We start from the raw sequence: 13,497 nt of genomic DNA, 5'->3' as shown, positions 1-13,497 counted from the left end.
AGTTTCAATTTCTATATACTCTGTTTTTTCATTTTCAATTTCTTTCTCTAAATACTCTCTAAGACGTTCTACTTGCTTATCATCTTGGATTTCTTCACAAACAGTTTTCAAACTTGATACAGTTTCTTGGATTGAACTGTGATTATTAATTAACAATGTTTCCGAAAGGTGTTCTACTTTAGTTACAAACTGTTCACTATTTATTCTTTCTACACAATGTACGTTAGGATGATTATTTACAATGTATTGTTCTAAGGCTTTTAAAATCATTTCTTGATCTTTGTAACCATTGATTAAACTATGAAATTTTTGATCTTTATTCAAACGATCTTCTACATTTGTAAACTTTTCTTCAATCATTTCCATCTTTGAATATAAAGCCGGATTTTCTTCATTTATCATTTTTTGTTCCAAAGCGTTACTAATTATATTTAATTGTTCTGTATTGATTTTTTGTTGTTCCAGTGGCTTCTCAATTAATGTATCTATTACTTCTCGTTCCGCAATAAGGTTATTTAACTTTTGAAATGTAAGAGGTTCGGTTTTATCATTTACTAACGCTTCTCTTCTTTCATGTAACGTCTGTGTGACCATCCCCACCTCTATTTTTGTTAAATCCTCATTTAGATCTACTTTTATATCTTTATTCAAACGATTAGAAAGTTGTTGTTGAAGGGTTTCATCAATTATATGGATTTTCATGACTATATTTGATAAATTTACTTGAATACTTTTTTCTGAATTAATTTCTGGTTTACCAATAGAATTATTTAAATGCTCAAATGCTTCATTTTTAGTTAATCCTTCAATTTCTACTTTTCCAGAAGCAATTAATTTTTTTATATCTAAACGATTTAAATTATCTTTAGCTAAGTTAATTTTCCCCTCATATAATTCTGTAGGATGTAAATGTGTAAAAGCTTTAATTTCTCTTTCTTCAATTTTGACTCGTTCTTTTACAGATTCAAAAAAGCTTTGTAAATTGTTTGTTCCCCCTAATTTTTCGTTTACATATTCTTTAAATTCACCAAATTTAAAACTTGAATCAGCAAGAATCACTGTTTCACTCATCTTTTTGTTTAAATAAGCATTATCTAAATTTGTAATTTTTAAGTGTGAATCGAATAGATCAAATTTCACATTAGAATCCTTTACAAATACAGGTGAATTATAATCTAATTCACTTTTTGTTTCTCTTAAAGAACCTACAATAATTAGACCTAATGATGCGTTCTTTACTAAAGAACTGTCTTCTTTTTCGCTTTGTTCATCTATACTCAAATTCTCTACTGTTTTTACTGATTCATTTTTAATTTCTTTCACTTCTTCTAATACTTTTTCTTCAATCTTTTGTATAAAATCAATACATGTAGTTCTAACATCTTTAATTAATTCTTTTTGGTTTTCTAAGTCTTTTCCACCTGTCCAATGATTCAAATAAGCTAAAGAGTATTCCGATGTATCTAGACCAAAATAAGAACAGACACTATATGCTACACTTTCAGCTTGAAACTCTTTTTCTGGTGTAGATAATGATGAATTTTGATGTAATCTCGCATGAGCCAATTCATGTATTAACGTTTTCACATTCTGTAATTCACTATTTCTAGGATTCAAAGAGACAGCATGTAAACTAGGATAATACGCCCCTTTTGCTACACCTAATTCTTGTGGTGGATCAATCATTTCAATATTGTATGTTTTTGCAATTCCAGCTAACGCCTCTCTAAACTTTTCATAATTAGCAACATTTCCTTCAATCCACTTGTTAGGAAATACTTTGGGTAAATCATTAGTTTTTACATTTGTTTGTGAAATATCAAATACATGCCCTACCCCAAATGTTGTAAAGGCTTTTCTCGTTCGAAATGCACCTTCTTTAACCTTTGCTTGATCTTTCTCACTTGCTTTTTCAAGAGGAATCCATTTATTATCTTTGAAGTATGCGGGCTTATGTTGATATGGAACAAGAACTTTAATACCTTTTTCCCCTTTTTTTACGCCAAATCCAGCTTTTTTAAAATCTTTAAAACTAGCTACCGCTTGAGCACCTTGAAATTGTCTTTGAATTAATAATGAATTTGAAAAAGAATAATTATGAAATCGAGACATAAATTTTAGCAATTCTTTATAATCCTCTTTAGTTGAAAATGCTTTTTTGAATTCAACTTGCATATCATCTATTAACTTACTTACCTCTTCACTTTTATCACTTGTAGCTTTTTTGAATTTGGCACTCATAGTACATCACCATCTTCATCAACAATTTGATTATTCTTATTTAACGAAATAAAATGCCCTTCCTCAAGATCCAAAATATTTCTTAAATCTTCAAAATCACCTTCTTTCAATGTAATTGTTACCTCGTCTTTTGTGTCCAATCTTTGAGCAATAAGTACTGTTTCATTAAATGATAAAACCTTAGCTAATGTAGTATCTTTACTAAAAAACCATTCACTCACCTTGCATCTCCCTTTCGTAATATATCTATAACATCAACTATTTACGTTTTTTCAAACATAGTTGTTGTTATTAAAATAGGTAAATTCATTGAAAGGTAGCTACCTAAAAAAACAGGTAGGCCACCTTTCAATGAACCTTATTGTGAATTTTGTTCATTTACTTGTGGCTCTGGTTGTGGTTTATGAGGATCTTGTTGTGGATCTGTATTTTGTTGCCCTTGATAACTAATTTTTGAAACATCAACTTTCCATTTGTTTTTTTCTTTAATTAACTCTGTGTTAACATCTATTTTAGTTGCTGTTTGAACATCTTTCCCTTTAAAAAGGAGTGTTACTTTAAAGTTAACATTTGCTTTTTTGTCACTAATTCGATTAAAAAATGTTTGGTCTATTTTTGGCGTTTCTGATATTTCTTCATCCTCTAAATGTTCATGATTATCGTTTTTTTCAAATAAAACATCTTGCAATTTACTAGTCGTTATCTCTCTTATTCTCCTTTGATTTTCTTTGCTGATTTCCCCTTGAAAAGATAAATTTACAAATTCTGTCGCAATAGCTGTAGCTACATCCTGTTCACTTAACACTTTAATTTTTTCTTCTAGTGCATTATTTTTTTGAGACTGACTGTAATTAAATGAGAGTGATACACCCAATCCAATTAATAAAACGATACTAATTCCAATACAAACTAGTCTATTCATATTAAATCCCCTTTCTTTATTTTCCACCACCTAAAGGAATTAAAGGTAATGGATCTTGTTGCCCACCAACTAATTGATTTTTCACTTCAAAGTGTAGATGAGGACCGGTAACTTGCCCTGTTTTCCCACAAGTTCCAACTGGTTGCCCTTTTCCTATTGTTTGCCCTTCTGTAACCATTAACTTTGACATATGACCATATAAAGTCCACGTTCCCCCTCCATGATCTATTACCACAACATTCCCATAGCCCCCAAAACCTGAACCACTCACTCCGAAAAAGGATTTAGCTACTTTCCCGTCTTTTGATGCAAGTATTGGTGTTACACCATCTTGACACCCTAAGTCTAATCCTTTATGAAATTCTGATCTTCCCCCTAAAATACGATGCCCAAAATTACTTGTAATTTTCGGATTTCCGGCTATAGGATTAACATATCCACTTGCTGAAACAGTTCCCCCACCTGTTGAACCACCGCCACCTTGTTGTGAACATTCATAAGACATTCCACCTAGTTTTTGAATGTTTTTTGTAACCGTAGGAATCCAAAATCTATTTAAACTTCCCGGATCGTTTGCCGCACCAATTGGAGCATATTTTGGACCGATTAATTGTGGTGTAGTAAGACCTTTACTAATATAATTTCGAAAGAGGTTTCTTATCATCGCATCAATTCCAGCATCTAGTGTTGGAAAAACTTGAAGTGTAGCCCACCCAGTAGAGGGATCCATTAAGCCCCCTGGATTATTTTTATTTCTAACAGCGTTACTAGTTCCATGACCTGTCTCATGTATGGCAATTGCACCCGCTAAAACTGGATCTACTCCATATTTTTTTCCGGCATCTAAAAACGCTTGCCCTTTTCCAGAAAAAGCCCCTTCACTTTGCAAACTGATATTTAATTCATTTACACCAATTTCTTGCCCCTTTGCCTTACAGAATAATACTCCCTCACCACCGGTATTAGTTTCTTTTTTCACCTCCCCCCCACTAAGTAGGGTGAAAACCATTGCCGTTCCTACTAATCCAGATATGAGTATAGGTTTCCAATTTCGAACAGCCCATATTGCTGTACTTACTCCCATTTCTCTTCCCTCCCTTTACATTTTTTTCATAACTTTTTGACGAACAACCATTTTTAACATAGAACCCATACCAGAACCTGTTCCTGTTGAATACGTTAAATTCTTTAAGAAACTTGGTGCTGTAATTGTAGAAACTAAAATCCCCGTTCCAAAGATGAAATGACCACTTAGGAGTACGTTTAACCCTAGATAAAGTCCAGTGACTTGTAGTGCTTGTGTAAAAATGATTGCAAGCATTTCACGCCACCATGAATCGTATAAATCTAAATTCTGATTAAGAGCCGACATTGCAACTACAGGAATTAATATATAACCCATTACAATTTGCCCCATTCTTACTACTAATTGGAAGAATAAAGCAATGAATACAATAGCTAACATCAAGACTACGAATACCGATACAATAACAGTTGCTTCTACTTTATAGACATTACCGATTTTTTCTAGCACACTCTTACTATCCGCACTAGCTTTATCTAATCCAATTAACTTTAAAAACTTATCAACTACTAAACCTTTTTTTGTTATAAAATCCACCCAAACTCCATTAATTTTTATCATGATGTCAATAAAGAGTGGCAATAACAATATCCGAAATACAAATCTAAACGTATCACCAATTATTGCTTGTGGAGATCTATATTCAACCGCCCCAGTTGAAACAGCAAGATATTGTTTAAACAAGGCGTATATAAAAATGCTACCAATTAATCCATAAACACCAAATCGAACCCAATTAAATGTATTACTTATAACTTCGACCTGTTGAAAATTTTCATCAATCTTCGTTGCTTGAATAATATTACCCAAAATATAAGAAATAAGTTGAACACAACTTTCTACAATCCATGACATAAAGGCTTCAATTGGATTAGTTACGGTTGTAAAAAAACCTTTTATTTTATCCCACATTTTTCATTCCCCTCTCTTCCTATAAATTAGGCATTTGTGTTTGAGTTTTTACTTTTTCATTCAATTGTTTGTTTTGTTCAATAACAACTTTTAACTGTTTTATCACTTCTTTTAATTCAGCATCTTTCTTCTCAAGTTCTTCTTTAGATTTTTTTAATTGTTCTTGACTGTTACTAAGTTGTTTTTCAGTTGCTTTTATTTCAGAAGAATTATTACTAGCCTTTTTTTTGAGTAACTCATTCTCTTTTTCAATTAATTCATATTTGCTTTGTTTAGCTTCTACCATTCTAGGCTTTACTTCCTTAACTGTTATAAAATATCCATTCGTAGCAATAGAAAGTGCTAATAGACTAGATAAACCAAGTACCAACTTTTTATTAAAGTTTAAGTTCATGCTTTTTCTTTCTTTTTTATTTTTTGCCTTTGGTGTTCTTTCTGTTTTTTCTGTTGCGCTTGCGACTTCTTTCTTTGCTTCTTGTTTTGTTTTTGTAGGTTCAACATTCACCATTTTTCGAACTTCTTGACGATCTTCTAATACATTTAGTAACTGTTCATATGAAGTTACTCCTTGTATGCTTTGAATCAATGAATCTTTAGAATCAAAGCGACCCTTAATCAATTCTTTGAAGTTTTTATTTGAAAAAACGTATTCTAAAAGACGAATTACATGAGATAACATATCGTTTCTATCAAATCCAGTTATTGGCATGTTCTCAGTTGCTTTATATAAAAATTTAACTTTCCCCTCATTGTTAAAATAGAAATTTTCTGGAACAGGTAAGATACGAAATTCACTGTGCTCATAAGCTTCAAAGATTTTTACAATCTCTATTGCTACAACACGTTTCATTTTCAAATCATTTATGTTTCGTAAGAAAGAAAGAGTTGAATATTCCCTTTCTTTCTCATATCGTAAAACCACATCATTTCGAACAACGTCAGCAAAACTACAATAATATGCATCTTCTGTATCGTTTGCACTTTTAATTTTCACTAAATCTAATTCAGTTTTTAATAATGACTTTGTATATCTATAAATGAACTCATTCGTTGTTTCTTCTAGCGTTCCATCCGCAAATATGATTGTTGACACTATTAAACACCTCCAGAAGCTTTTTTCTTTTTCAGTTCATCTTTTTGTTTTTTTCGAATTTCTTCATGGATATCAAGATCATTTCTTTTTTCTCTATACGAGATTGTAAATTCTAAAGACTGTAATGCATGTAATTCCAAATAGTAACATTCACCCTCTTTATAAGGATCTAATGGTATATCAGCTTCAAAATCTTTAATTTCAAATTGTTCTTGTGTCATAGTTAGCAAACCATTTTTAGGATCTTTAAAATACAATTCGTATTTCACATATACCCGATCCCCATCTTTTTCAATATCAATTGGTTCAATTTTCATCTCATGTTGATCTACAAATAATGTTAGAAGGAAATCCTCTGGAAGTTGTTCTTCCGATTCTTCAATTATTTCGACCTTTGTATCTAACTTTGTTACTTTTTCTTTATCTGATTCTTCATTTTCTTCTGTCTTTTCTAAAGAGACTACTACTTCTTTTTTTACCTTATCAACTTTCTTTTGTTCTTCTAAATGCCATCCTAACGGTTCTTTATGATTCGGGTTATAAGAATCGGTTAGATATTTATATGCCCAAGCTTTTTCCGCCCTTATTGGAAACATGCCATTTAAAGAGATAATACATTCATCTTTTGGTAATCGGAGTAATTCATCTGGTGTCATTAATGCCCTTGAAATATAGCTATATGAGTGTTGCCCATTATCCCATTGTTCAAGATTATGACTTTCATTTCGCATTCTCTTTGTTGTTACTCCTATCTTTTCACTTACTTCTTTTGCTGTTGCTGTTGCATTTGTTCCTAAGAATACAAACATGTCACAGTTACCAATGATCTCGTCTGTTTGTTCTTTTCCGTAACGGTCATTAATCTGACCAATGGATTGTGCAATAACCGAAACCTCAATACCATAAGATCTTGTTGTAGAAAGGCGTTCCGCAAAGTTAGGAATTTTTCCGATATTAGCAAATTCATCTAATAATATTTTTACGTTTACATCTAATTTGTTGTGGTTTGTATCAGCATAAGCATATAATTCTTGAAACAATTGGCTAAAGAATGTATTAATTAAAGATCTGTAAGTAGAATCAGCTACAGGAATAACTACATATAATGCAATTTTTCGTTTCCCTAGATCGCTTAACTCAAACTGACTTTGTGATGTAAATTCACGAACTGTTTTTAGTTTCCACAATTTCAACGCTCTATTTGCATGACTCACAATTCCAGACCAAGTTTTTCCTGCCGCATTTTTCACACTTGCAAATGCAATTTTCGCTGATGAATCTTGTGGGAGATCCGCAAATAGTTTTTTTATTTCTTCTTCGTTCGGTTCAGTTAATAAAGTGTAAACACTTGCCATTGTATATACATCTGGTGATTTTTCTTGATATTTCTCTTGTATATATATGATTCCCGCTGTGATTAATGAGATTGCTTGTTCCTCCCAAAAATCAAGTGTTTTCCCTTTTTCAACCCCCGCCATAATAAGTGTTGTTGCGAACTTTTCAGCATCTTGTTCCTCTCTTGAATAAGTTAATGGACTGTAGTAGTCTGAAATCTTCATATTTGAAAAGTTGATTAAACGAACCTCATACCCTTGTTCTTTTTTTTGTTTAGAAGTCAATTCATATAATTCAGCTTTGGGATCTGTTACCACTATTGATTTTTTAACTGTATTTAAAATATTAGGGAGTATATATGCTTGAGTTTTACCAGATCCAGAACCTCCTACAGCAAAAACATTGTTGTTTAACCTACCCTTTTCTTTTTTTACGATGAACTTATTATTAAATCTTCCTAAAAGAGTTCCATCTTCGCTTATGTTATTTGTGATTTCTCCCTTCTTATCAAACACTTCATCTTCTTCCGCAAAACGTGTTGTACCAAATGCTCCATATACACTTGCATCTTCTAACTTGTGAGAGCGTAGCTTTCGATAAGTACGGAAAGCACCGTATAAAAATAAAGCTATAAATAAAAGTTGTAACACTATATACAATTGTTCATTCATAGCGTAACTAATTGTTGTTAAAGGGTTAGTTAAATACTCTATAAAGGTATTGGTAATTTGACCATCGGGCATATTTACTATCTCATCTTTGTTTTGTAAGAGAAAAAACAACATTCGCAAGGCAACCGCACTAATATAGTCTAAAATCAAAATAAAGAGAGCCAGAACACCTGTAACAACTATCATTTTTTTGAAATTTTGACTCATACACTTATACCTTCCTTAACTTCTGGTTTACCCCCGATGAACTCCCATTCTGTTTCAGTCGGTTCAATTTGAAGATGGACTCGTTTATCAGCATATAAGAACAACCCTTGACCCTTATTTTTTTTACGTGGCTTTAAGATCTTTAACTCTTCATCTGAAAGCTTTATTTGTGCTTTTGTCACCAAATCATTTAATGATTTACCCTCTAGTGGAAGAAGCATTTTCATAAGACTATTTTCAATAACCGCTCCACCATAATTCCGTTGTCCATCCGTTGCATTTAAGAAATCTTCAACTTGCTGTGTTGCACTCCAAGCCCCACCACCATATTTACGAATACGTTTATAAATCTGATAAACCAGTTCCATTGACTGTGGAGTATTTGGATCAGCAAGAACGTGAACTTCATCTAAAAACAATGATTTTTTCTCCTTATCTTTTGTAATCTCATCCCATAAAAATGTGATAGCGTTATACATTGCACACACCTGTAATTGTGAACCTACACCTAATTTTTTAATATTGAAAGAAATGATGTTGCTATCTAGGTTAACATTTGTAGGACCATTGAAAATCATCTTATTCGCACCCTCAACATATTGCTTTAAAACATAAGAGAACATTTCTAATTGTGTTTCATCTTCTTTTATTTTTTTCATGATATATTCATATAAATCACCCAGAGTAGGATAATCTTTTGGTTCTAAGTTAAAGAAATTTGTTTTGAAATTAATATTGAATTTTTCCGAAGCATACAATTCCATTAAGTAACTATCTAGTATAGCTAGTTCATCAATTGTCATTGTCGGACGCATTAATTTAAAAAACACTTTTAATCGTTCTACGTGTTGAAGTAATGGGCTTCCCCCTTCTTCATCACGCTCAAAGAATACCTGTAGAGGATTAATAATTGTATCTGTTGTATTTGATAACTCAATTACTTCTCCATCAAGCCACCTAACCATATCTGAATATTCGTCCTCTGGATCAATAATAAAAATCCGAATCCCATCCATATAATCACGAAGTAAAAACGTTTTAGCTGTTACTGTTTTTCCATATCCAGACTGTCCTAGAATTACCCCATTTCGATTTGAAAGTTCCCATTTGTTTATCTGAATTAAAGATTTTGTTTTTACATTTTTTCCAATTGCGACACCATCTTTAGCAAATAATTCCGTTTCATCAAAAGGAAACATAGTTGCAAACGCCTTTGAGTCCATGTTCCTCCTTGTATAATCATCTAGACGATGATCTAGTGTTGGTAAATGAGAAAAGAAAGCATCTTGCATACGAGAAGTAGGTATATAGCCATGTAAATTTTTTGTTGCTAAAGTATTTTTCACTCGATTAGTTAATTTATTAAGTTCGTCTAATGTTTCAGCGTATATACGAATTAAAAAGTGGACATAAATCATACCGCCCGAATCATTAGAAATTAATTTCTTTAACAATTCCTCAGCACTTTCTTTCTCAAAGTTAGCACGTTGTTGCATTTCCGGGGTTAGTCTTCCAGATACTAATCGAGATTCTAATTCTTGAATTGATCCACTTAAGTGCTTTATCATCTCACTTGATGAGGTTGGTTCTATATGAAAAGTGAACGAGATATTTCCTTCTAGACGATATAGTTTTGACAACCAGCCCATTTCAGCTATAGAAGGATAATCTGTAATACATAATGTTCGTTCTAATCCTTCGCCTACTTGAATATAATCACGCTCTTCTTCAAAAATAGAAGGAGCTATCTGGTCATAGATTGAAAATAATTCAAATGCTTTTTCTTTTTCTTTTTGTTTATTTTTCTTTTTAAACATTAGCATTCACTTCCTTATCATTTGTAGTTACAAGGATTGGAGCAACCGACTTGAATCGGTTAATCCTAGCTTGATAATTATTGAAATGAACTTGGTAAACTTGAATAATATCATTGGCGTTTAGTATATTTGCCTCAAAACCATCTTCCGATAAAGAATACAAGCCCGCTTTTAATGTATCTAACTTCTCCATTAAGATATCTAATTGATCATAAATGTGTTTTTCATTATTGATGTCATTCACTTTTTCAGCTAAAAAAATATATCTTTCTTTCTTTAGTGTGTTTTGTTGTTGAGAAGATTCTTCTAAGTAACGAATATATCCACTTCTCAACAGTTGTCGAGTTGCTACTGATTCTTGAGCAACTTTTTTCTTTTGAAACTCAATAATGTCTGAAAGATCAACCGGTTCAGCTAGAACACTAATTTGTATATTTTGAAGCATACTTGATATAGAAGCACTAAATTCATCCCTAACATCTATTCGTTCGTCATGCCCCATCAATTCAATGTTTAGACTATCTACTTGTAACCCACCGACTAGAATGTTTTGTTTTGTAAGGATTGCTTGATGAAATAACTTTTGTACAGGAATCAATTCTTGAGTGCGTTTAAATTGTTGTATTTGCTTTCTCTTTTCTTTCATTTTTTTAAAAACCAAATTCATTCCCTCCTAATATTTTTTGTAATAGATCACGTTCTTTTTTTTCTCCTTTTTGATAAGAAATCTTAATTCTGATTTCAAGTATCTTCCGGCATTCATATGACAGCCTTTAATTGGTTTAATTATGGCTAGTGCTGTAATCATAACTCCTAAGAGTATCCCCAATCCCATTCGAATGAAGGGATTGAGGGGAAGAAAATATATTCCCACAAATATTGGACTACAAAAGATGTAATAAGACATTTCACGCCATCCAATACCTGTATTGGGTACTAATTCGAATTTGGCATCAACGTTTTTTGGAATTAATACCGTTTCATCCTGTTTCATTTACGCCACCGCTGAAACTACAAAGTTTACAATTAAAGCACCTACGAAGATCACTGCAGTAATAACAAGAGTGTTTAACATACTACTTTTATATTCCGCTTTCTCTGATGGGTTTGAAGCAACATACATTTTAATACCTAGCCAAGCAAAGACAGCAATTGCAACTGATGGAGCGAGATATAAAAGTATTCTTGTTACCGCATCAATTAAGCTTTTAAATTTCTGTTTAATCGAATCTTCATCACCCGCACCAAATGCGATATCTGGAACAAGAAAAATCATTAGAACCGCTAAAACCCCAATATATTGCCATGTTACAGGGCTACTAATGAACTTTTTAAATCTATCTTTCATTTAAATCTCCCCTTAAATTTTTTATTTGAATTTCAATTTTTCAGTTGTGGTTTATTCTCTGGTTGTGGTTTATTCTCTGGTTGTGGTTTATTCTCTGGTTGTGGTTTATTCTCTGGTTGTGGCTTATTCTCTGGTTGTGGTTTATTCTCTGGTTTCGGCTTTTCTTCTGGTTTTTGATCTTCAACTATTTTCACAGGGATTCTTACTACTGAACGATTTCCCGATTTATCAGCAACCATAACTTCTATTTCAATATTTCCGGCTTTGCTCGTATCGTATGTTCCAACAGTAATAACTGGATTTTGATCTTGATTATCTTTTACACTAACAAGGTCATCTCCACTTAAACTTTGCCCTACTTTTACCGTTATATTTGATTTCGGTGTAACTACAGGTGGTTCAGTATCTTTCCCTTCGTTTGGATCTACCACTTTGACAGGTACTTTGACAGTTGCTTGATTTCCAGAACTATCGACAGCTATAACTTCTATCTCAATATTTCCGGCTTTGCTTGTATCGTATGTTCCCATTGAAACAATTGGGTTTTTATCTTTATTATCAGTAACAGTTACTAAATCTTGGACAGATACACTTTGACCAACATTTACTGTTACATTTGGTTTTACCGTAATAATTGGTGCTTCTGTATCTTTCCCTTCGTTTGGATCTACCACTTTGACAGGTACTTTGACAGTTGCTTGATTTCCAGAACTATCGACAGCTATAACTTCTATCTCAATATTTCCAGCTTTACTTGTATCATAATCTCCACTAATTTTGACAACTGGATTAGTATCAGCATTATCGGTAACAGTTACTAAATCATTAACAGATACACTTTGACCAACATTTACTGTTACATCTGGTTTTACCGTAATAATTGGTGCTTCTGTATCTTTCCCTTCGTTTGGAACTACCACAATAACAGGAACAGTTGCACTAGAACGATTCCCCGATTTATCAATAGCAATTACAGTTACATAAATAGTACCCGCCTTGCTCGTGTCGTAACTTCCAGTTATAGATAATATCGGATTAGTATCTTCATTATCAGTAACAGTTACTAAATCATATGGATTTAGATTTTGACCGGTATTTACTGTTACATTTGGTTTTACTGTAATAACTGGTGCTTCTGTATCCGTTGGTGGTTTTGGTTTTTCTGGATCTGTTGGTGGGTCTACTGGCGGTTTCGGCTTTTCTGGATCTGTTGGTGGATCTACTGGTGGTTTTGGTTTTTCTGGATCTGTTGGTGGATCTACTGGTGGTTTTGGTTTTTCTGGATCTGTTGGTGGGTCTACTGGCGGTTTCGGTTTTTCTAGACCTGTGGGTAAATCTACTGGTGGTGGAATTACTGGGTTTGTTGGTTTATCCATTGGCGTTGGAATTACTGGATCTTTTGGTTTATTTGGTTGTGTTACAACGTTTGGTACGTTTCCTTCATCTAAAATATTTAAAAGGTGTTTCTGTTCTTCATCATTCAAATAACTTTTAACTGTTGGTGTAAGTTCTTTTTTAGCATCTGTATCTAGAATCTCTTTAAGTTGTTTTTGTTCCTCGTTAGTTAGATTTTTTTTCACTGTTGTTGTAATTTTATCTTCATTATTCTTTTCAACTATTTCAGCAACTTGTTCTGTTATTGCTGCATTTGGATCTATAGCACTTGCGATTTCGTTTTTTTTATCGCCCTTCTTCTCTTTAGATACATCCTCAGATTTGCTTTTTTTCTTGGATGTAGTCTCACTTTTACCAAAGCATCCAGTCATAGAAGAAAGAATCAATGTTGCACTACCTAAAACTGTTATTGTTCTAGTTAATTTTGTTTTTTTTGACAACTGTTTCACCCCATGTCATTATTCACTTATAT

General features: G+C 32.6%; 12 protein-coding genes. All 12 read right to left on the bottom strand.

Annotated features, from left to right (window positions below; all coding sequences use genetic code 11):
* On the bottom strand, positions 1-2,241 hold a 2,241-nt coding region (locus F0362_RS30135; protein ID WP_149890235.1), incomplete at its 3' end, for an ArdC-like ssDNA-binding domain-containing protein.
* The gene (locus F0362_RS30130) at positions 2,238-2,462 is read right to left on the bottom strand and encodes a hypothetical protein (protein WP_149890234.1); all 225 of its coding nucleotides are present in this window, start codon (positions 2,460-2,462) and stop codon (positions 2,238-2,240) included. The genes F0362_RS30135 and F0362_RS30130, both read right to left, overlap by 4 nt.
* A gap of 137 nt (positions 2,463-2,599) precedes the next feature.
* The gene (locus tag F0362_RS30125) at positions 2,600-3,163 is read right to left on the bottom strand and encodes a hypothetical protein (RefSeq protein WP_149890233.1); all 564 of its coding nucleotides are present in this window, start codon (positions 3,161-3,163) and stop codon (positions 2,600-2,602) included.
* Between the two features lie 16 nt (positions 3,164-3,179).
* Positions 3,180-4,247, bottom strand: coding sequence for a peptidoglycan DD-metalloendopeptidase family protein (locus F0362_RS30120; protein WP_149890232.1), 1,068 nt, complete (start codon positions 4,245-4,247; stop codon positions 3,180-3,182).
* Positions 4,248-4,262: 15 nt separating this feature from the next.
* On the bottom strand, positions 4,263-5,159 hold the full coding sequence (locus F0362_RS30115; RefSeq protein ID WP_098676171.1) for a conjugal transfer protein TrbL family protein: 897 nt from the start codon (positions 5,157-5,159) through the stop codon (positions 4,263-4,265).
* Positions 5,160-5,178: 19 nt separating this feature from the next.
* Positions 5,179-6,252, bottom strand: coding sequence for a hypothetical protein (locus F0362_RS30110; RefSeq protein ID WP_149890231.1), 1,074 nt, complete (start codon positions 6,250-6,252; stop codon positions 5,179-5,181).
* 2 nt (positions 6,253-6,254) lie between these two features.
* Positions 6,255-8,465 carry a VirD4-like conjugal transfer protein, CD1115 family gene (locus F0362_RS30105; RefSeq protein WP_149890230.1) on the bottom strand — a complete coding sequence of 737 codons (2,211 nt, stop codon included), beginning with the start codon at positions 8,463-8,465 and terminating at the stop codon, positions 6,255-6,257.
* Entirely contained in the window at positions 8,462-10,282 is a 1,821-nt protein-coding gene (locus F0362_RS30100) for a VirB4 family type IV secretion system protein (RefSeq protein WP_149890229.1), read from the bottom strand. Before F0362_RS30100 ends, F0362_RS30105 begins: the two co-directional genes overlap by 4 nt.
* Positions 10,275-10,949, bottom strand: coding sequence for a hypothetical protein (locus tag F0362_RS30095; protein ID WP_253265965.1), 675 nt, complete (start codon positions 10,947-10,949; stop codon positions 10,275-10,277). Before F0362_RS30095 ends, F0362_RS30100 begins: the two co-directional genes overlap by 8 nt.
* 6 nt (positions 10,950-10,955) lie before the next feature.
* A complete protein-coding gene (locus F0362_RS30090; RefSeq protein WP_098676166.1) occupies positions 10,956-11,276 on the bottom strand; it encodes a hypothetical protein in 321 nt (106 codons plus the stop codon).
* Positions 11,277-11,630 (bottom strand): pilin, encoded by a 354-nt coding sequence (locus tag F0362_RS30085; RefSeq protein WP_149890227.1) that lies wholly within the window; start codon positions 11,628-11,630, stop codon positions 11,277-11,279.
* A gap of 32 nt (positions 11,631-11,662) precedes the next feature.
* The gene (locus F0362_RS30080; RefSeq protein ID WP_149890226.1) at positions 11,663-13,465 is read right to left on the bottom strand and encodes a hypothetical protein; all 1,803 of its coding nucleotides are present in this window, start codon (positions 13,463-13,465) and stop codon (positions 11,663-11,665) included.
* Positions 13,466-13,497: the final 32 nt, after the last annotated feature.

The organism is Bacillus sp. BS98, assembly GCF_008432245.1.
Classification (GTDB): domain Bacteria; phylum Bacillota; class Bacilli; order Bacillales; family Bacillaceae_G; genus Bacillus_A; species Bacillus_A toyonensis.
This window is presented reverse-complemented; position numbering and strand designations above follow the sequence as displayed.